The organism is Isoptericola sp. NPDC055881, from assembly GCF_053615895.1.
Window position 1 is genome coordinate 1 of sequence record NZ_JBSHCR010000036.1, and the last position, 19096, is coordinate 19096.

The 19096-nt window shown below is 74.2% G+C and carries 17 protein-coding genes; 9 read left to right on the top strand and 8 right to left on the bottom strand.

From position 1 onward, the window contains the following. Positions 1-46: 46 nt before the first annotated feature. On the bottom strand, positions 47-1786 hold the full coding sequence (locus ACWGKI_RS12280) for a pyruvate dehydrogenase (protein ID WP_380244927.1): 1740 nt from the start codon (positions 1784-1786) through the stop codon (positions 47-49). 130 nt (positions 1787-1916) lie between these two features. On the opposite strand from ACWGKI_RS12280, the gene ACWGKI_RS12285 reads away from it, so the two are divergent. The 3 genes from ACWGKI_RS12285 to ACWGKI_RS12295 are packed head-to-tail and all read left to right on the top strand — an operon-like array spanning position 1917 to position 4239. Next, positions 1917-2663, top strand: coding sequence for a thiamine pyrophosphate-dependent enzyme (locus ACWGKI_RS12285; protein WP_452187292.1), 747 nt, complete (start codon positions 1917-1919; stop codon positions 2661-2663). Further along, entirely contained in the window at positions 2660-3619 is a 960-nt protein-coding gene (locus tag ACWGKI_RS12290) for a transketolase family protein (RefSeq protein ID WP_452187293.1), read from the top strand. The genes ACWGKI_RS12285 and ACWGKI_RS12290 overlap by 4 nt, the downstream gene beginning before the upstream one ends. 5 nt (positions 3620-3624) lie before the next feature. Next, positions 3625-4239, top strand: a complete 615-nt coding sequence (locus ACWGKI_RS12295; protein ID WP_452187295.1) for a class I SAM-dependent methyltransferase — start codon at positions 3625-3627, stop codon at positions 4237-4239. 11 nt (positions 4240-4250) lie between these two features. Here the strand turns inward: ACWGKI_RS12295 and ACWGKI_RS12300 are convergent, their stop codons facing one another. Together ACWGKI_RS12300 and ACWGKI_RS12305 are read right to left on the bottom strand one after the other, a co-directional pair. Then, positions 4251-4931, bottom strand: coding sequence for an SDR family oxidoreductase (locus tag ACWGKI_RS12300; RefSeq protein WP_452187297.1), 681 nt, complete (start codon positions 4929-4931; stop codon positions 4251-4253). A 354-nt stretch (positions 4932-5285) separates the two neighbouring features. Continuing rightward, on the bottom strand, positions 5286-6761 hold the full coding sequence (locus tag ACWGKI_RS12305) for an MFS transporter (protein WP_452187299.1): 1476 nt from the start codon (positions 6759-6761) through the stop codon (positions 5286-5288). A gap of 102 nt (positions 6762-6863) precedes the next feature. Between ACWGKI_RS12305 and ACWGKI_RS12310 the strand changes: the two genes are divergently transcribed. From ACWGKI_RS12310 to ACWGKI_RS12330, 5 genes are all read left to right on the top strand, one after another. Further along, complete coding sequence (locus ACWGKI_RS12310; RefSeq protein WP_452187301.1) at positions 6864-7775, top strand: helix-turn-helix transcriptional regulator; 912 nt, start codon at positions 6864-6866, stop codon at positions 7773-7775. Positions 7776-7855: 80 nt separating this feature from the next. After that, entirely contained in the window at positions 7856-9073 is a 1218-nt protein-coding gene (locus ACWGKI_RS12315) for a pyridoxal phosphate-dependent aminotransferase (protein WP_380244934.1), read from the top strand. 149 nt (positions 9074-9222) lie between these two features. Further along, positions 9223-9684 (top strand): SRPBCC family protein, encoded by a 462-nt coding sequence (locus tag ACWGKI_RS12320; RefSeq protein WP_380243866.1) that lies wholly within the window; start codon positions 9223-9225, stop codon positions 9682-9684. Then, positions 9681-10049, top strand: coding sequence for an ArsR/SmtB family transcription factor (locus ACWGKI_RS12325; RefSeq protein ID WP_452187303.1), 369 nt, complete (start codon positions 9681-9683; stop codon positions 10047-10049). Before ACWGKI_RS12320 ends, ACWGKI_RS12325 begins: the two co-directional genes overlap by 4 nt. 38 nt (positions 10050-10087) lie before the next feature. After that, the gene (locus ACWGKI_RS12330; protein ID WP_452187305.1) at positions 10088-10531 is read left to right on the top strand and encodes an SRPBCC family protein; all 444 of its coding nucleotides are present in this window, start codon (positions 10088-10090) and stop codon (positions 10529-10531) included. Positions 10532-10559: 28 nt separating this feature from the next. Here ACWGKI_RS12330 and ACWGKI_RS12335 read toward each other — a convergent pair whose 3' ends face one another. Further along, positions 10560-11585 (bottom strand): acetylxylan esterase, encoded by a 1026-nt coding sequence (locus ACWGKI_RS12335; protein ID WP_452187307.1) that lies wholly within the window; start codon positions 11583-11585, stop codon positions 10560-10562. Positions 11586-11688: 103 nt separating this feature from the next. On the opposite strand from ACWGKI_RS12335, the gene ACWGKI_RS12340 reads away from it, so the two are divergent. Further along, positions 11689-12486: a DeoR/GlpR family DNA-binding transcription regulator gene (locus tag ACWGKI_RS12340; protein WP_380243870.1), complete on the top strand. Its 798-nt coding sequence runs from the start codon at positions 11689-11691 to the stop codon at positions 12484-12486. Positions 12487-12544: 58 nt separating this feature from the next. Here the strand turns inward: ACWGKI_RS12340 and ACWGKI_RS12345 are convergent, their stop codons facing one another. The 4 genes from ACWGKI_RS12345 to ACWGKI_RS12360 all read right to left on the bottom strand — a co-directional run bounded on the left by ACWGKI_RS12345 (position 12545) and on the right by ACWGKI_RS12360 (position 19068). Continuing rightward, complete coding sequence (locus tag ACWGKI_RS12345) at positions 12545-13399, bottom strand: LacI family DNA-binding transcriptional regulator (RefSeq protein WP_452187310.1); 855 nt, start codon at positions 13397-13399, stop codon at positions 12545-12547. Positions 13400-13470: 71 nt separating this feature from the next. Next, entirely contained in the window at positions 13471-15753 is a 2283-nt protein-coding gene (locus tag ACWGKI_RS12350; RefSeq protein WP_452187312.1) for an FAD-dependent oxidoreductase, read from the bottom strand. A gap of 64 nt (positions 15754-15817) precedes the next feature. Continuing rightward, entirely contained in the window at positions 15818-17737 is a 1920-nt protein-coding gene (locus ACWGKI_RS12355) for a BNR-4 repeat-containing protein (RefSeq protein WP_452187314.1), read from the bottom strand. Next, positions 17737-19068 (bottom strand): extracellular solute-binding protein, encoded by a 1332-nt coding sequence (locus tag ACWGKI_RS12360; protein ID WP_452187316.1) that lies wholly within the window; start codon positions 19066-19068, stop codon positions 17737-17739. The genes ACWGKI_RS12355 and ACWGKI_RS12360 overlap by 1 nt, the downstream gene beginning before the upstream one ends. Between the last annotated feature and the right edge of the window lie 28 nt (positions 19069-19096).

Genomic DNA, 19096 nt, shown 5'->3' on the forward strand with positions numbered 1-19096 from the left:
TCCCTGGCGGGATTCTCGCCGTTTTCGTACCCACAACCCCGGCGGGTCAGCGGGGCAGGTTGCGCAGGTTCGAGCGGGCCATGGACATGACCTCGCCCATGCCGCCGCCGAAGATCTCCTTGGTCATGGCGGTGGCGAACCCGCGGATCTGCCCGGAGGTGATCGACGGCGGGATGGACAGCGCGTTCGGGTCGGTCACCACCTCGATCAGCGCGGGTCCCTTGCGGTCGAGACCGTCCTGGAAGGCGCGGCGCAGGTCCTTCGGCCGCTCGACGCGGACGGCGGGGATGCCGACCGCTCCGGCGATCGCGCGGTAGTCGACCGGGGGCGAGTCGGTGCCGTACGAGGGCAGCCCCTCGACGAGCATCTCGAGCTTCACCATGCCGAGGGTGGCGTTGTTGAAGACGACGATCTTCACCGGCAGGTCGTACGCGCGCACGGTGATGAGCTCGCCCAGCAGCATGGACAGACCGCCGTCGCCGGCGAGCGCCACGACCTGCCGCCCGGGCTGCGCGAAGGCGGCGCCGATGGCGTGCGGCAGGGCGTTCGCCATCGACCCGTGCAGGAACGACCCGATGACGCGCCGCTTCCCGTTGGGGGTGAGGTAGCGCGCGGCCCACACGTTGTTCATGCCGGTGTCGACGGTGAACACGGCGTCCTCGGCCGCGGTCTCGTCGAGCTGCACGGCCGCGTACTCGGGGTGGATGGGCGTGTGCTTCTCCACGTTGCGGGTGTACGCGCCGACGACCTTGTTCATCAGCCCGGCGTGCTTGTCGACCATCGAGCGGAGGAACTTGCGGTCGCTCTTGCGGCGCACCAACGGGTTGAGCAGGCGGAGCGTCTCTCCGACGTCGCCGTGCACGGGCAGGTCCAGCCGCGTGCGCCGGCCGAGGTGCGAGGCGTCGATGTCGATCTGCGCGGTGCGGACGTCCCCCGGCAGGAAGGAGTCGTAGGGGAAGTCGGTGCCGACGAGGATCAGCAGGTCGGCCGACTGCATCGCCTCGTGACAGGAACCGTAGCCGAGCAGGCCGGACATGCCGACGTCGTGCGGGTTCTCGTACTGGATGATCTCCTTGCCGCGCAGCGAGTGGCCGATCGGCGCGGCGGCCAGGTCGGCGAGCTCGAGCACCTCCGCGCGGGACCCGCGGGCCCCGGCGCCGACGAACAGCGTGACCTTCTTCGCCTGGTTGATCGCGTCGGCCAGAGCCTCGACGTCGGTGCTGTTCGGCACGATCCGGGCGGGGCAGGCGCCGGGCACGAGGATGGGCGCGGCGTCGTCGGGCACGCGTTCGTCGGCGACGTCGCCGGGCAGGGTGAGGACGGCGACGCCCGGCGCGGCGAGCGCGTGCTGGATGGCGGAGCGGGTGACGCGCGGCAGCTGGGCGGGGGAGGAGATCAGCTCCGAGAACACGGACGCCTCGTTGAAGATGCGGTCCGGGTGCGTCTCCTGGAAGAACTGCGTGCCGATCTGGGCGCTGGGGATGTGCGACGCGATGGCGAGCACGGGCAGGTGCGACCGGTTCGCGTCGTAGAGGCCGTTGATGAGGTGCAGGTTGCCGGGCCCGCACGACCCGGCGCAGACGGCGAGCTCACCCGTCACCTCGGCGTCGGCGGCGGCCGCGAACGCGGCGGCCTCCTCGTGCCGGACGTGCACCCAGTCGATGCCCTCGGTGCGGCGGACGGCATCGACGACGGGGTTGAGGGAGTCCCCCACGATCCCGTAGATGCGCTTCACGCCGGCGGCGACGAGCTGGTCGACGAGGTGTTCGGCGACGGTGCGGGCCATGAGGAGACCTCCCGGTGACGACTGTGGGTCCGTCTCGATCCTGCCCCGGACGTGCTTGTTCCGCAGGGTGGCAGGCGTGACGTGCGGCACCCCTTGACCTCAATCATGGTTGAGGTATGAGCATCGAGGCATGACGACGACCAGCCCCCCGCCCACCGGTCCCGCGCGACCTGCCGAGACCGCCGCGAACGTCCCGCAGCGCGTGCGAGACCTCGTCGCTCGCGTCACCGGCGACGAGAAGCACGACCCGAGCGCCCACTCCACGCTCGACGTCGTGTGGACCCTGTACGACCAGGTGCTCCGGGTGGACCCGGCCCGACCGGACGACCCGGACCGCGACCGGTTCCTGCTCTCCAAGGGGCACGGCCCCGCGTCCACGTACGCCGTCCTGGCAGCGCAGGGCTTCTTCCCGGCCTCCTGGCTCGACGACGTCGCGTCCTTCGACTCCCCGCTGGGTCACCACCCCGACCGCACCTTGGTGCCGGGCATCGAGATCGGCAGCGGCTCCCTCGGGCACGGGCTCCCGATCGGCGTCGGCCTCGCGACCGGGCTGCGCGGCCGGTCGCCCGCCCGCGTCGTGGTACTGGTCGGCGACGCCGAGCTGGACGAGGGCAGCAACGCCGAGGCGATCCAGGTCGCCGGCCGGTTCGGGCTCGGCAACCTCACCTGCGTCGTCGTGGACAACCACAGCGACATGCTCGGCTGGCCCGGCGGCATCGCGTCCCGCTTCGCCCTCGAGGGCTGGTCCGCCGCAGAGGTCCGCACCGGCGACCAGGCGCGCCTGACGGCCGCGCTGCGGCGCACCGAGGCGGACCGCCCGACCGTGGTGGTCGTCGACACCACCGGCACCGGAACGACACGGAGGCACGCAGCATGACCACCCTCACCACCACCGGACCTGCGCCCGCATGGTCCCTCGACCTGCGCACCCGCTTCTACGACGAGCTCGACCCGCTGCTCGACGCGCACCCGGACGTCGACGTCGTCCTGGCGGTCATCGGTGCCGGCTACCTGCCGCGCACGATCGCCCGCCACCCCGGGCGCGTCATCGACGTCGGCATCCGCGAGCAGGCGCTGGTGAGCGTGGCGGGCGGCCTCGCACTGGCCGGCCGCCGCCCGATCGTCCACACCTTCGCGTCGTTCCTCGTGGAGCGGGCGTACGAGCAGGTCAAGCTCGACCTCGGCCACCAGGACGTCGGCGCGGTGCTGGTGAGCGCGGGCGCCTCCTACGACGTGTCCGCCGGGGGCCGCACCCACCAGGCGCCCGCCGACGTCGCGCTGATCTCCGCACTGCCGGGCTGGACCGTGCACGTGCCGGGCCACGCCGACGAGGTCGGCGAGATCCTGCGGCGCGAGGCCGCCGGCACCGGGCGCGTCTACGTGCGTCTCTCCGGGCAGCGCAACGCCCGGCCCGGCCCGGTGGACGGGCGCCTGCACCTGGTGCGTGACGGCGGGGGAGCGGCGGCCGCGGACGGGACGGCGCCGCTCGTCGTCGCCGTCGGCCCGATGCTCGACACGGTGCTCGCGGCCACCGCCGACCTGCCCGTCCGCGTCGCGTGGACGGCCACCCCGCACCCGCTCGACACGGCGGGGCTGCGCGCCCTCCTGCCCTCGGACCGCCCGACGTCGCTCGCCGTCGTGACGCCGTACCTGGAGGGCACCGGGGCGGGCGCCGTGGCCGCCGCCCTCGCCGACCGGCCCAGCCGGGTGGTGCACGTCGGCGTGCCCGCCGAGACCGAGCTGCGCCGGTACGGCACGCCCCGCGAGCACGCGGCCGCGCACGGCCTCGACGCGGCGGGCGTCCGGCGACGCGTGGAGGCGCTCCTAGGCTGAGCGTCGTGACCAGCCAGCACCCCAGCGCGGCCTACGCCGCCCGTGCGCAGGAGTACACGGACCTGTTCGGCTCGATGGACGCGGTGCACGACGACGACCGCGACCTCGTCGCCCGGTGGGCGGCCGGGCTGGCCGGCCGCGTCGTCGACGCCGGCTGCGGGCCCGGGCAGTGGACGGACTTCCTCGCCCGGCAGGGCGTCGACGCGGAGGGCGTGGACCTCGCCGAGCCGTTCCTGGACCGCGCCCGCGCGGCGTACCCGGGCGTCCCGTTCCGCCGCGCCGCGCTGGACGACCTCGGCGTGCCCGACGGCAGCCTCGGCGGCGTGCTCGCCTGGTACTCGGTCATCCACACCGCGCCCCCGCGGATGGACGCCGTGCTGGCCGAGCTCGCGCGCGCCCTCGCCCCGGGCGGCGGTCTGCTGCTCGGCTTCTTCCGCGGCCCGCGGGTGGAGCCGTTCGACCATGCCGTCGCGACCGCGTGGTTCTGGCCGCCCGACGAGCTCGCCCGGCGGCTCGACCGCGCGGGGTTCGACGTCGTGGCGACCGCGTCCCGCACCGACCCTGGCGTCCGCCCGCACGGCGCGGTCACCGCGCGGCGCCGCCCCGGGTCCGACGCCTGAGCCGTCGGACGTCAGCCCATGCTGCGCAGCGCGGCGGGGATGGGCGTGTCCCCCGTGGAGAACCGCACGAACCGCCCGACGGTGGCGGGCTCGCGCAGCGTCCAGGCGACGACCTGCGCGACGTCGGCCCGCGGCACGCTCGAGTCGGTCCCGGCGGGGAGGGCGCCCGTCTCCGGGAACAGGCTGACCCGACCCGTGGGCGGCTCGTCGGTGAGGGTGCCGGGGCCGAGGATCGTCCAGTCGAGGTCGGTCGTGCGCAGGTGGTCGTCGGCGGCCAGCTTGGCGTCCGCGTAGGCGAAGAAGCCCGCGTCCTCGGGGACGCCGTGGTCCGGCGTCGAACCGACCCACGACACCATGACGTACCGGCGGACCCCGGCGCTCGCGGCGGCGTCCATGGAGCGGATCGCGGCGTCGCGGTCGACGGCGTACGTGCGCGCCGCGTCGCCCCCGCCCGCACCGGCGGACCAGACGACGGCGTCGGCCCCGACGAGGGCGGCGGCGATCTCCTCGGTGCTCGCGTGCTCGACGTCCAGCAGCACCGGCTCCGCGCCCAGGTCCGCCACCCGATCGGTCTGCTCGGGCTTGCGGACCACGCCGGCGACGTCCGTCACGGGGCCGATCCCGCCGTCGGCGAGCAGCGGGACGAGCTGGCGTGCGACCTTGCCGAGCGCACCGATGACGACGACCTTCATGACGACCTCCGAGCACGTGACGAACCGGACTCCCACCGTCGCGCACCGACCCCCCGGACGCCAACCGTCGAACCGGGTCCCGGCGCGACCCGGAGCCGATCCTGAGCGAGGGTTCTGCCGATCCTGAGCCGATCTTGAGGTCTCCGACGCACGCTCTTCGTGGGGCGACCCAAGAACGCACGGCGCCACCCCGACTCCCCCTTCCGCGGGGCGGCGCCGTGCATCCCCCGGAGCAGAGCTCGGCGGACCCCGCCGCGGCCGTCAGGTCGGCAGTCCGCGCTCAGGGCGGCAGTTCGAACTGCCGCCGGGAACGGGAACTGCCGACCAGTGGCGGCCAGTGCTCAGCGACCGTGCTCAGCGGGCCCGGGCGATGCGGGCGGCGAGGACGGCGAACGCGACGGCCAGCCCTGCCTGCACGACGACGGCCACCGCGAAGCCGCGCGGCAGCCCGGCCGCGCCGCCGTCGGCCGCCCCCGCGGCGACAGCCTGGAACAGCCCCCCGAGCACCGCGACGCCCAGCCCGAGGCCGAGCTGCTGGAGCGTGGTGAACAGCCCGCCCGCCACCCCGGCGGCCCAGGTGGGCGTGCGCGACAGGACGGTCCGCAGCACGGGCCCGTACATGAGCGCCTGCGCGGCGCCGAGCGCCATCAGCAGCGGCTGCAGCGCACCGGTCGTGCCACCGTGCCCGCCGCCCACCACGACACCCAGCCCGAGCAGCACCGCCGCCTGGACCAGGGCCGCGCCCGTCATCGTCCAGCGCCCCGTGCGCCGCTCGATGGCCGGCAGAGCGAGGGCCGTGCCGATGAAGGCCCCGCCGAAGCCGAGCAGCAGCACCACGGTGCCCCACGCGTCGGCACCGAGCGCACCCTGGGCGAGCGCCGAGACCTCGTACAGGAACGCCCCGTAGCCCGTGAAGAACAGGAGCGTCATGACGAGGCCGTGCCGCACGGCAGGGGTGCGCAGGACGCTCGGCGGCACGACGGGCAGCTCGCCGCGCCGCTCGGCCGCGCGCTGGGACCGGGCGAACAGGGCGAGGACGACGCCCGCGGCGGTGAGCATCGCGAGCAGCGCCGGCGGCCAGCCGGCGGACGCGCCGAGGGTCAGCGGCACGACGAGCAGGAGGAGGCCGGCGGCCAGCAGGGCCGCGCCGCGCAGGTCGAGGGAGAGGGGTGCCGACGAGCGGGACTCCGGCACGCTGCGCAGCGCGAGCAGCGCCGCCGCCGCGATCACGCCGGTGGCCACCTGCACCAGGCGCCACCCGAGGTGCGGGCCCGCGACGCCTGCCACCGCACCCGCGAGGACCTGCCCGGCGATGGTCGCGACGCCGCTGACCGCGGTGAAGAGGGTGACGCCCAGCGCGCGCAGGCGGTCGGGTGCTGCCGACTGGATCGTCGAGAGCACCTGCGGCGTGAACAGCCCCGCGGCGACGCCGAGGCCGGCCCGGAGCGCGATCAGCGTCGGCAGCCCGGGCGCCACGGCGGCCGCCGCCGACAGCGCCGCGAACGCCGCCAGCCCGACGGCGAGCAGCCGTCGTCGGCCGTACCGGTCACCAAGCCGCCCTGCGACGACGAGCGTGGCGGCGAACGTCGTCGTGTACGCGGAGAGGACGAGCTGGCCGCCCGACGTCGCGGCGCCGAGGTCCGCCGTGATCGCCGGGGCGAGGAGGTTGACGGACCCGAACGTCATGTTGACCGGGAGGTAGGCGACGAGGAGGACGGCGAGGCCGAGGCCTGTGAGCGCGCGGCCGGGAGCCGCCGCCGCGGCGAGCGGGACCGGGCGGCGCGCGCCGCGCGCAGAGGTCGCGGCGGCGGTGGTGGTGGTCGAGGTCATGCCACGACGGTGCGCCTGCGCCCATCCTGGTACCAGGAGCCTGCTGATCGTGGTACCAGCACCACCTGGTTCGCGGGTGCGATCGGGGCGACACTGGTCGTCATGACCGTCGCCGCGCCCGACCGTGCCGCCCTCGGGGAGTTCCTGCGCGAGCGTCGCGGACGGATCGGACCGGGGGACGTCGGGCTGCCCGTGAGCGGCCGTCGTCGCACCCCGGGCCTGCGCCGCGAGGAGGTGGCGCAGCTCGCCGGGGTGGGGGTCACCTGGTACACGTGGCTGGAGCAGGGGCGGGCGCGGAACGTCTCGGACCAGGTGCTGGACGCGGTGGCCCGGGTGCTCCGTCTCGACGCCGCGGAGCGGCGGCACCTCCTGGCGCTGGCCGGGCGGGAGGCCGCCGTCGCGCCGGGTCCGCCCGCCGAGGTGCGCCCGGAGCAGCTGGCCGTGCTGGAGCAGCTGCTGCCCTACCCGGCCGCGATCCAGACGGACTGCTACGACCTCCTCGCCGCCAACCGCGCCTACCGGTACCTGTTCGACGACCTCGACGCCCGCCCGCCGGACGAGCGCAACTGCGCCTGGCTGATGTTCACGGACCCGCGGTGGCGCGCTGCCCTGGGCGACACCGAGGACGTGGTGCTGCACAACATCGCCGCGCGGCTGCGGGCACGGGAGCCCGAGCATCGCGACGACCCGCGCTGGTCGGCCCTGCTGGCGCGGCTGCGCGCCACCTCGCCCGACTTCGTCCGGCACTGGGAGTCGTACGACGTCGCGGGGGACGGCACGCAGCTGCGGCGATACCGGTCCGCGCGCGTGGGCCGGCTGGAGGTGCACTTCCAGAGCCTGTGGCTCGACCGCGCGCGCGGCGACCGCGTCATCCTCATGACGCCCGCGGACGACGCGACCCGGCAGCGCCTGGAACGGCTGGACGCGCTGGTCGGCGCGGCTCCGGCGACGACGACGCGCGACGACGCCGTCTCCCGTGCCGACGTCGTGGCCGGGGGCGTCGCGGACCGCTGACCTGCGTGATCCTCGGAGGAGGGTCCGCTCGTCGTGGAATGGCCGTGTCGGGCACGACGGCCGCGGGGGATGATGGTCTCGTGCGCACCATCCGACAGAGCCGCAAGCTCCTCAACGTCCGCTACGACGTCCGCGGTCCGATCCTCGCCGAGGCCCAGCGCCTCGAGGCCGAGGGGCACCGCATCCTCAAGCTGAACATCGGCAACACGGCGCCGTTCGGCTTCGAGGCACCGGCCGCCATCCAGGCCGACGTCGTCCACCACCTGCCGGAGGCGCAGGGGTACAGCGACTCGCGCGGCATCTACGAGGCGCGCACGGCGGTGGCGCAGTACTACCAGTCGCGCGGCCTGCGCGACACGACGGTGGACGACGTGTTCATCGGCAACGGCGTCTCCGAGCTCATCTCGATGGTGCTGCAGGCGTTCGTCGACGAGGGGAACGAGATCCTCGTGCCCGCGCCGGACTACCCCCTGTGGACGGGGGCGGTGACGCTGTGCGGCGGCACGGCCGTGCACTACCGGTGCGACGAGGAGAACGGCTGGATGCCGGACCTCGAGGACATCGAGTCGAAGATCACCGAGAACACGCACGCGATGGTGATCATCAACCCGAACAACCCCACCGGCGCCGTGTACAGCAAGGAGATGGTCGAGGCGCTCGTGGACATCGCGCGCCGGCACGACCTCGTGATCCTCACCGACGAGATCTACGAGAAGATCCTGTTCGACGGCGCCACCCACCACCACGCGGCGGCCGCGGCGGGCGACGACGTGCTGTGCCTGACGTTCAGCGGACTGTCGAAGGCGTACCGGGTGTGCGGCTACCGCGCCGGCTGGGTCATGATCTCGGGCCCCAAGGAGAACGCGACCGAGTTCCTCGAGGGCCTCACGCTGCTGGCCAACATGCGCATGTGCGCGAACGTGCCCGCGCAGCACGCCATCCAGACGGCGCTGGGCGGCTACCAGTCGATCGACGAGCTCATCGTGCCGGGCGGGCGGTTCTACGACCAGGCGATGCTGGCCGACAAGCTGCTCAACGAGCTGCCCGGCGTCACCTCCGTGCGTCCGCGCGGAGCGCTGTACTGCTTCCCGCGCCTGGACCCGGAGATGTACCCGATCGACGACGACCAGCAGTTCGTCATCGACCTGCTGCGGGCCAAGAAGATCCTGGTCACGCACGGCACCGGGTTCAACTGGTTCGAGCCCGACCACTTCCGTCTCGTCACGCTGCCCGACGAGGAGGTCCTCACCGAGGCCATCGGCCGGATCGGGGAGTTCCTCGCCACGCGCCGCCGCTAGGCCCGCCCGCTCGACGTAGCGGTTCAGGCTCGTCCCGCCGTGTGACGAGCCGGAACCGCTACGTCGACGAAGAACACCTGCAACAAAAGGTTGCATCGACGCCCCGACGGGGCTAGGTTGATGTGCAACCAAACGTTGCAGGAGGGGTCATGGAGCGGGGAAGCATCGAGCGCGAGATCTACGTCGAGGCGTCGCCGGACGTCGTCTTCGAGGTGGTGAGCAGCCCGGACCACGTGCGCCAGTGGTGGCCGGACGACGCCGACTTCGGACCAGAACCCGGGGCAGCGGGCACGATCACCTTCGGGGACCCGGAGGTCGACGGGACGGTCCAGTCGTTCACGGTGGTCGAGTCCCGGCCGCCGCGCACGTTCTCGTTCCGGTGGACGCACCCGGCGGGCGAGGCGGCCGCCGCCGGCAACTCGCTCCTCGTCACGTTCGAGCTCGCCCCCTCCGGCGGCGGGACCCTGCTGCGCATGACCGAGACCGGCTTCCGCGAGCAGGGCTGGGAGGTCGCCGTCCTCGAGCAGCAGTACCGGGAGCACGAGGAGGGCTGGGCCTACTACCTGCCCCGCCTCGTCGCGTACGCCGCGTCGCAGCAGGTGCGGTCGTGAGCCCGGTGCCCGCGCCGGTCGACGACCACCTGTGGTCCGCCGTCGGCGACCCCACCCGGCGCCGCATCCTCGACCTCCTGCTCGCCGACGGCGGCGGCACCGCCTCGTCGCTGAGCCGGCAGCTGCCGGTCACCCGGCAGGCGGTCGCGAAGCACCTGGAGGTGCTGGACCGTGCCGGGCTCGTCCGCTCCGCGCCGGTCGGCCGCGAGAAGCGGTGCGAGGTCGACGCCGCGCAGCTCGCCCGCGCGGCGGACCAGCTGGAGACCGTCGGGCAGGCGTGGGACCGCCGCCTGCACCGCATCAAGACGATCGCCGAGGCGATCGAACGCACTCGGCAGAGCAGCGACGGCCGGGACCAGGGCTGACGACGTCGGCCCCCGATCGGACGCGAAGGAGAAGGACGATGGTGGACATCCTGCACAGGATCGGGGTCACGACCCCGACGCCTCAGACGGTGTACGACGCGCTGACGACGGTCGACGGCCTCGCCGGCTGGTGGACCGAGAAGACCACCGGGGACGCCGGGCCCGGTGGCACGCTCGAGTTCCGGTTCCCCGCCGGCGGCTTCGACATGGAGGTCGTCGAGCTCCGCCCGCAGGAACGGGTCGCGTGGCGGGTGGTCGGCGGCCCCGAGGAGTGGGTCGGCACGACGATCGAGTGGGACCTGCGCCAGGACGGCGACTGGACCATCGTGCTGTTCGCCCACCGCGGCTGGCGCGAGCCGGTGGAGTTCATGCACCACTGCAGCACCAAGTGGGCCACGTTCCTGCTGAGCCTCAAGGCGCTCGCCGAGGACGGCGCGGGCGCGCCGTCGCCCGACGACGTGCAGATCGACGACTGGAACTGACCCCGTCCCGCGCCCGCCCGGGCCGGCGTCACGTCGCGCGCGCCACGGCACGCGCGACGTGCGCGCGCGTGGCGGCGAACGCGTCCGCCAGCTCCCGTGCCTGGCCGGGATACTCGGCGTGCCCGGCAGAGTGCACCGCCAGCTCCAGCTCGGCCCCGGTCCCCGCGCGCTCGGCCGCGGCGACACCGCTCGCGACCCCGAACTGCCCGGGCGGCGGCACGTGCACGTCCCACAGGGCGCACTCGACCCGTGTCGGGACGCGCAGGTACCTCGCCGCGACGGACGCGTCGGTCAGGGCGAGCACGGCCCGCGCCTCCGGGTGCTCGGCGACGTACCGGCGCTGGGACTCGCCGCTGCCGGTGCACCGCACCGCCAGGCGCTCGTCGTACTGGCCGAAGCTCGGCACCTCGAGCGTCGCGCCCACGAACCGGTCGTCCCACGGCACGGCCAGCGCCCCCACCCCGCCGCCGAAGCTCGTGCCCACGTAGTACAGCGGCAGGTCGGCGGGCATCCGCGCGACCCCGGCGAGCGCCTCCTGCAGCGCGCTCGCCGCGTGCCACAGGTCGACGGCGCAGCGGCCCAGCACGTACGTCGCCACGTCCTCGATGCCCGCGAGCACATGCGCGGTGCTCACGTCCGGCGCCCCCACCCCCGCGTTGAGCGACCCCAGCCCGCGGGCGACCGGGAAGAGCACCGCCGCGTCGCGCGGCACCCGCTCGAACGACGGGGCGTCCCGGCCGCCGTACCCGTGCCCGTGCACGATCCCCACCCGGACGGGCCCCGCCGCGGGCAGGGCCAACCACGCGCGCAGGCGCAGGCCGCCGGCGGCGGTGAACGTCACGACCCGCACGTCGTGGGCGCCCCGCCGAGCCGCGGGCTCCGCCACGACGTCGGCCGCCACAGTGCGCGCCTCGGCGTGCCACGACCGCCACAGGTCGGCGAAGCCGGCCGGCTCCGCGGCGGGCGGCACGGCGAGCAGACCGTCCCGGTCGCGGCCGTACGTGCCGTCGAGGGGGCTGTCGGGGAACCATGCGTCGTACGGGGCGGGCAGCATCAGAGGTCTCCAGGGAGTGCGGGACGCCGGGCGGCAGGGTCGGGCGGCAGGGTCGGGTACGACGTCGCGTGACAGACTGTGCGCCGGGTCGAAAGGGGTGCGGGTGCTCGTCGCAGAACGCAGGTCACGGATCGTGGCCGAGGTGCGCCGTCGGGGCGCCGCGAGCGTCACCGAGCTGGCCGAGGAGCTGGGCGTCAGCGCGATGACGGTGCGCCGTGACATCGAGGCGCTGGCCGACTCGGGCGAGCTCGACCGGGTGCGCGGCGGGGCGACGACGCGCGGCGACGCCGGCGGCGGCCAGGAGCGCGGCTTCGCGTCGCGGGTCCAGCAGCAGGCCGACGCCAAGCGCGCCATCGCGCGCCGGGCAGCGCAGCTGGTCGAGCCCGGCATGGCGGTGGGTCTCTCGGGCGGCACGACGACGTGGGTGCTCGCCCAGGAGCTGCGCGCCGTCCCCGACCTCACCGTGGTGACGAACTCGCTGCCCGTCGCGGAGGCGTTCCGCCGTCCCGACCGTGCCGACGAGCCGTACACGCAGTCCGTCGTGCTCACCGGCGGGGTGCGCACCCCGTCCGACGCCCTGGTGGGGCCGGTCGCGGTGCGCTCGCTGGAGCACCTGCACCTCGACGTCGCGTTCCTCGGCGTGCACGGCGTGGACCTGCACGCCGGCCTCACCACGCCCAACCTGCTGGAGGCGGAGACCGACCGGGCGCTCCTCGCCGCGGGCCAGGACGCCGTCGTGCTCGCGGACCACACCAAGTGGGGCGTCGTCGGCCTCACGACCATCGTCGACCTGCACGAGGTGGAGCGCCTCGTCACCGACGACGGCCTGGACGACGACGCCCGCGAGCTGCTCGAGGCGCACGTGGGCGAGCTCTGGGTGGTCCCGGCCGCCGACGGCTGACCGGCGGTCCGGCCCGGCCGGACGGCACCCGGCCCTCGGCCTGCGCGGCGCACGGACGTCAGCGAGCGGTGCTGGCGCGCTGCACGACCCGCGCCTCCACGACCACGTGCTGCACCGGCAGGTTCGCACCCGGCGGGGTGGCGATCTGCCGTTCGAGCTCGCTCAGCGCGCGCTCGACGAGCGCCTCCTTGTCGGGGGCGACGGACGTCAGCGACGGCGTGGTGAACCGGGCGCCGCGCACGTCGTCGATGCCGACGACGGCGACGTCCTGCGGGATGCGCCGGCCGGCGTCGTGCAGGGCGGGCAGGGCGCCGAAGGCGACCGAGTCGTTGGAGCAGACGATCCCGTCGAGCTCCACCCCGCGCTCCAGCAGCTCGCGCACGGCGCGGAGCCCCTCGGCGGGGGTGAACGACTCCACCTGGGCGACGAGCGCCGGGTCGTCCGCGATCCCGAGCGCGGCGACCGCCTCGAGGTAGCCGGCGTACCGCCGGTCGGCGGCGTCCGACGGGCGGGCGTCCCGAGGCCCGACGAACGCGACCCGCCGGCACCCGACGGAGGCCAGGTGCGCGGTGGCGGCGTACGACGCGGCCCGGTTGTCGATGGTCACGTGCGTGAACGGGCTGACGAGGATGTGCTCGCCGAGCAGCACCAGCGGACCGGGGGAGGTGCGCCGGGTCAGGTCGGCCACGGAGAGCGCGCGCGGGATGTGGATGAGGCCGTCGGTCGGGGGCAGCCCGATGCCGTTGGCGACGTCGACCTCACGCTCGTGGTCGCCTGCGGTCTGCTGGATCAGGATCGACAGGCCGCGCTCGTCCGCGCGCCGCACCAGCAGCGCCGTGAGCTCGGCGAAGTACGGCTCCTCGAGGTCCGGCACGGCGAGCGCCACGATGCCGGTGCGCTCCTTCCTGTGCACGGCGGTCAGCGTAGCCCGGGCCTGCGTCACGGTGCCGCGGGTCGGGCGGGCGAGTCCTGCGTGCGGCACGGTCACTCCTGCACGCGCAGCGCGACCACACGGGCCTGCGCTGCGCCGTTCGTGGCACCGACGACGAGGCGTGCGGCGCGCAGCGGGCCGAGGTCGTCCGGCAACGGGTGCACGCGCAGGCGCCACCGGTTGTCCGTCTCGTCGGCGACGGTCACCCACCCCGTTCCCGCGTCGGGCAGCACCTCGACGCGGTAGTCCTTCACCAGGGTCGGCATGATCTCGTCGGGCGTGCGGTGGTGGTGCAGGGTGTTGAGCTCGACGTCGAGGTCGTCGTCGAACACCACGCGCACCTCACGCCCGGTCACGGGCTCGTCCCAGTCGAGGCGCAGCCACTCGTCGCGGCCGGGCACCATCGGCGAGGAGGCCCACAGGTGCGGGCCGCCGTGGTTGCGGTGGTAGCCGCTGGTGGCGCGCTCGGGCGCGAGGGCGCGCGTGTCGGGCCCGGCGCGGAAGACGACGGACCGGCCACGCAGCGGCTTGGTGGGCCACTGCACCAGCAGCTCCTCGGAGCTGATCTGCACGTTCTGGTCGTCGTTGTCGACGCGGTGCACGAGGGTGAGCACGCCGGGTGGCAGCGGCGCGGTGGTGCGCACGGCGACGTCAGGGTTGGCGCGCAGGACGACGACGGCGTTCTGCGGCCGGTCGGGTGCGTACGCCAGGTGCGCGGTGACCCAGCGTTCGTCGCCGGCGGCCACGGCGACGTCGGTCTTGGTCTCCAGGTGCGCGGGCACCACGTTCTGCGGCTTGCCGGTGGAGTACACCTCCACGGACAGCGTGGTGTCGCGACGGGCGGACACGAGCAGCTCGACGGTGTCGAGGCGAGGGTCGACGGGCAGCGCGATGCCGAGGTCGACGTCGAGGTCGAAGACGTCGTAGCTGTCGTAGGGGTCGCCGTCGGCGTGGTCGACGACGGGCGCGGCGATGCGCGTCGTCGTGCTGGAGGCCGTGACGGCGGCGCGGCGCGCGAGGTCGTGGGGGTCGGTGTTGGCGATGCCGACGGCGGGCGCGTCCCAGCGCAGGAGGGTCTGGCGCAGCTCGTCGAGGTGGTCGGTGTAGATCCCGCGCGGGGTGGTGCCGTGCTGCACGCAGAGCGCCGCCGCGGTGCCGGCGGCCTGCCCCATCGCGCCGCAGGTCGCCATGACGCGTGCGGCGCCGAACGCGATGTGCGTGGCGGACACGTCGCGCCCGGCGAACAGCATGTTCTCCACGTTCACCGAGTACAGGGAGCGGTAGGGGATCTCGAAGACGCCCTCGGAGAAGCGTTGCAGCGCGCCCGCTCCTTCGGCGTACATGCCCTGGGCGGGGTGGAGGTCGATGGACCAGCCGCCGAAGGCGACGCCGTCGTCGAAGACGGTCTGGTCGACGACGTCGCCCTGGTGCAGCGTGTAGTCGCCGACGAGCCGGCGGTACTCGCGCTTGCCGGGCACGTTGCCGATCCACTCGAGCGTGAGGTTGTCGGCGTCGAACTTGCCCGAGTTCTTGATGTAGTCCCAGATGCCGAGGATGACGCCGCGCAGCTCGTCGCGGATGCGCTCGTTGTCGTCGACGATGTCGAGCTCGCCGCCCCACTCGATCCACCAGTAGTGGGCGCCCGAGTCGCCGCTGCGGATGACGCGGTTCATCGGGATCGGCGTGGTGGTGATGTCGATCGCGGTCTCGGGCGCCACGTACTTCACCGGCCGGCCGAGGTCCTTGGTGTAGAAGAGCAGCGTGGAGCCGAGGAACTCGCGCACGGGCTCCGGCGGCGCCCACTCCTCGTCGAACTCGGCCTGGGACTCCTTGCCGAGCCGGTAGCGCGCGCCGGCCTGCGCCCCGACCAGCCCGTCCCCGGTGCAGTCGAGGAAGACCGGCGCGGTGAACGTGGTGAGGATCTCCGAGCCCATCGTCCAGCCCGTGACGGACTCGATGCGGCGCGCGTCGTCGGGTCCCGTCGCCACCACCTCGCGCACGTCCGTGTTGAGGAAGAGCCGCAGGTTCTTCTCGCGGCGCACCGTGTCCAGCACGACGTCGTCCCAGTAGACCGGGTTGCCCTCGGGGTTGCGGTACTGGTTCTCGACGTACATCTCGCCGACGATCCCGGTCTCGCGTGCCCAGCGCTGGTTGCCGTGCGCGGTGGCGCCGCACACCCACACCCGCACCTCGGAGGAGGAGTTGCCGCCCAGCACCGGCCGGTTGTTGACCAGCACCACCTGGCGGCCCAGCCGTGCGGCGGCGACCGCCGCGCTGACGCCGGCGAGCCCTCCTCCGACGACGACGACGTCCGCCTCGACGGTCTGCGTGCGCATGTTCTCTCAGTCCTCGTTCCGGTGGTTCAGGTGGTGCTCGTGCTGCGGGTGTGCGGCGCCGGGGTCAGCCGGCGGCCAGCACCTCGACCTCGAAGACGCGGGCGACGTCGGTCTCGGACGCCGACGGGTCGGTGACGACCAGGCGGACCTGGTCGGCCGTGACACCCGGGGTGGGCACGGTGACGTTCCCGGCCGTGCTCCCGGTGACGGACCCGACCTGGACCCACCCGGTCGCGGTGTGCAGCTCGACCGTGAAGTCGCGCAGCACGGCCGAGGCCGGGTCGACGGCGGCGCGGTACCCGCTGTGGACGCGGACCGACGCCACGGGGGCGGTCCGGCCCCACGCCACGGTGAGGGTCGGCGTGGCGTCGTCGGCGGCGGAGATCCAGCGGCTGTCGTCGGTGAGCCGGCCGTCCACGGCCTTCTCCCCGCCCGTGTCCGCCCGCAGCGCGGACGAGACGGTGACGGTGCCGCCGAGCGCGAGGTTGCCCGCGGGCTCCGGGGTGCCCGGGTCACCACCGCCCTCGCCACCGTCCTCGCCGTCGTGGTCGCGGACTCCCGCGACGACGTCCGCGATCGGGCTGCCGGCCGACGGCCCGCCGGTACGGGGCACGCGGGCGTGGAACAGGGTGCCCGACGTCGGCCCGGACTCGGCGGCGCTCACGTACAGCACGTCGGTGCCCGCGGACGGTCCGGTGCGGACGGTGCGTGCGGCGAGGCGCTGCTGTCCCACCTGGACGTCGCCGAGCCCGGCGAAGCGCCACGTCCCGCCGTCGAGGCCGCGTTCGGCGCGGACCACCTGGGTGCGGACCTGGCCGGCCACCGTGCCCTGCACGACGGCGTACGCGCGAGTCGTGCCCGCCGCGGACGTGGCGTCGAGCGCGGCCACCGTGTCCGTGCCGGGACCGAGGTCGTCGGCGCCGATCACGGTCTCCCGCTGCCACGCCGAGCCGGTCCAGCGCGCGAACCGCACGTCGAAGCGGTCGGGTGTGCCGTCGGCCTTCGCTGCGGCATACCGGTACACGACCCCGGCGAGCGTGTCCCCGTGCACGGCCAGCTTGGCGGTCTGCACGGTCGGGCCGTCGGTCGTCAGGGACTCACCCGGCGCGAAGGGCTGGTAGACGACGGCGCCGCCCGCGGACGGCGCGATGGGCGTCGTCAGTGCGTTCCCGGCGGCGTCGTGCCAGGAGTCGTCCTTCGGGTCGTACACCGCGTACGAGCCGAGGTGCCGGTACGGGCCGGCGGCCCAGCGGTGCCACTCCCACAGCACGTGCAGGCGGCCGTCCGTGCCGACCTCCAGGTCGTCCGGGTAGACCGACGCGCCCACGCCGGAGGCGAAGACCGCCACCCGCGACCACGTGCTCGTGGCGGTGTCGAACCGGTAGAGGCGCCCGTCGCGCACGGTGGCCTCGTCGCGGCCGCCGCGCACCATGACGTACGCGTCGCCGTCGGCGCCGCGCGCGGTGACGGGGTAGGTCATGGGGACGCCCTGGTCGGGGAGGTCCGCGCTCGCCTCGACCAGCGACGTCACGTCGCCGGGCGTGGTGGAGCGGTAGTACTGCCACGGCACGTGGTGCATCGACACGAAGGCGTGGATCGTGCCCTGGCCGTCCACGACGATCGACGGCTGGTCGTGCCCGCTGTCGTCGAGGAACGTCGCGCACGACCCGTCGCCGGCCCGCAGGCAGCCCGCGGTCCAGTCGCCGTCGGCGCCCTTCGCCGCGATGTGCACCTCGTGGCGCGAGGCCTCGGCGGCGGGCGAGTCGAACGCCATGTAGGTGACGCCGTCGACCACGTCGAGCGGCGTCCACCAGCCGGCGTTGTTCGAGCGATCGACCGGGAACGGCAGCTCCTCCACGGTCTCGGCGTGGCGGCCGGCGCCGTCGGTGCCCGTGGGCGCGGCGGTGGCGGGCGTCGCGAGCGCCGTCAGCGCGAGGGCGGCCGACGCGAACGCGACCCCGCGGGCGAGCCTGCGCGCCGCCATCAGCCGACCAGCTTCTGCGCGGCCTCGCCGGCCTTCTGCATGGCCGTCTTCGGGTCGGTCTTGCCGACGAGGACGGCCTGCACCTGCTCGGCGATCTCGGTCTCGATCTGCGAGTAGGCGGTGAACGCCCAGAACGGGTTGGACGTCGAGGTCTTGGTGATGCGCTCGTTGAACAGCGACCCGAACGTGTCGGAGGCGACGACGTCGGACTGCTGCGCCTCGGTGGTCACCGGCGGCAGGCCACGGACCTTGTAGTCGGCCAGCACCGTGTCGAGGTCCGACGTCGCGAACTGCGCGAAGTCTGCCGCGGTCGCCGCGCCCTCGCCGTCGACGACGGCGATCGCGCCGCCCCACACCAGCGCGCGGGGGGAGTCGCCGGCCTTGAGCACCGGGCGGGAGAGCGGGACGAGCTTGCTGCCGAGGTCCTTGTCGGGGGACTCCTCGGTGACGGCGCCGCGGCCGACGGGGGCGTCGTCGTAGATCGCGGCGCGGCCCTGGGCGAACAGCGAGCGGGCGTCGAAACGGTCGACGTCGGGCGCGATGAGCTTCTGGTCGTACAGGCTCTTGTACCAGGTCACGGCCTCGACGGAGGCGTCGTCGCCGATGGTCACGGTGTCGCCGTCGACGAGCGGGCTCCCGAAGGTCTGCATCCAGATGAGGATGTCCTTGAGCTGGGCCGCCTTGGTGGACGCGGCGTAGGGGATGAGCCCGTCGCCGAGGCCCTTGAGGTCCTTGAGCGCCTTCTCGAACTCGTCGATCGTCGTCGGGAACGCGTCCGGGTCGAGCCCGGCCTTCTGCAGCAGCGCGGAGTTCGCGACGAGGCCGATGGCGCCGATCGTCCACGGCAGGCCGTACTGCACGCCGTCGAACTGGGCGGCGGACAGGGCGGCGTCCGCGTACCCGCGACCCTCGGTCAGGGCCGACAGGTCCTGCAGCTTGCCCATGGCGGCGAGGGAGCCGAGCCACGCGACGTCCACGTGCGCGGCGCCCGTGAACTGGCCGCCCTTCACCTGGAGGGTCAGCTGGTTGATGTACTCGTTGTACGGGAAGGAGACGTCCTTGATCGTGACGCTCTCCTTGTCCTGGTAGGCCTTCACGATGGCCTCGAGGGCGGGCGCCGCGGCCTCCTCGGTGAAGGACCAGGACGAGAACGCGAAGTCGGTCTTGGCGCCGCCGGTCGCGGCAGCCGAGGCGGCACCGCCCGCGGGCGCCCCGGCGGACGGCGCGCACGCGGCGAGGGCGGCGGTGCCGGCGCCGAGGCCGAGCAGCTGGAGCACGTGGCGGCGCGACATCGCGGAGCCGGTGAGGGCAGGGGGCAGGACTCGGGACATGGGGATCCTCCGCATCGAGGGTCGTGGG

What these genes read in the sequence shown, in the direction of transcription:
- ACWGKI_RS12290 (WP_452187293.1), top strand. Translation starts at nt 2,660, where the DNA reads ATGACCACCCTCACCACCACCGGACCTGCGCCCGCATGGTCCCTCGAC.
- ACWGKI_RS12330 (WP_452187305.1), top strand. Translation starts at nt 10,088, where the DNA reads ATGGTGGACATCCTGCACAGGATCGGGGTCACGACCCCGACGCCTCAG.
- ACWGKI_RS12280 (WP_380244927.1), bottom strand. Translation starts at nt 1,786, where the DNA reads ATGGCCCGCACCGTCGCCGAACACCTCGTCGACCAGCTCGTCGCCGCC.
- ACWGKI_RS12300 (WP_452187297.1), bottom strand. Translation starts at nt 4,931, where the DNA reads ATGAAGGTCGTCGTCATCGGTGCGCTCGGCAAGGTCGCACGCCAGCTC.
- ACWGKI_RS12310 (WP_452187301.1), top strand. Translation starts at nt 6,864, where the DNA reads ATGACCGTCGCCGCGCCCGACCGTGCCGCCCTCGGGGAGTTCCTGCGC.
- ACWGKI_RS12285 (WP_452187292.1), top strand. Translation starts at nt 1,917, where the DNA reads ATGACGACGACCAGCCCCCCGCCCACCGGTCCCGCGCGACCTGCCGAG.
- ACWGKI_RS12335 (WP_452187307.1), bottom strand. Translation starts at nt 11,585, where the DNA reads ATGCTGCCCGCCCCGTACGACGCATGGTTCCCCGACAGCCCCCTCGAC.
- ACWGKI_RS12355 (WP_452187314.1), bottom strand. Translation starts at nt 17,737, where the DNA reads ATGGCGGCGCGCAGGCTCGCCCGCGGGGTCGCGTTCGCGTCGGCCGCC.
- ACWGKI_RS12320 (WP_380243866.1), top strand. Translation starts at nt 9,223, where the DNA reads ATGGAGCGGGGAAGCATCGAGCGCGAGATCTACGTCGAGGCGTCGCCG.
- ACWGKI_RS12350 (WP_452187312.1), bottom strand. Translation starts at nt 15,753, where the DNA reads ATGCGCACGCAGACCGTCGAGGCGGACGTCGTCGTCGTCGGAGGAGGG.
- ACWGKI_RS12360 (WP_452187316.1), bottom strand. Translation starts at nt 19,068, where the DNA reads ATGTCCCGAGTCCTGCCCCCTGCCCTCACCGGCTCCGCGATGTCGCGC.
- ACWGKI_RS12305 (WP_452187299.1), bottom strand. Translation starts at nt 6,761, where the DNA reads ATGACCTCGACCACCACCACCGCCGCCGCGACCTCTGCGCGCGGCGCG.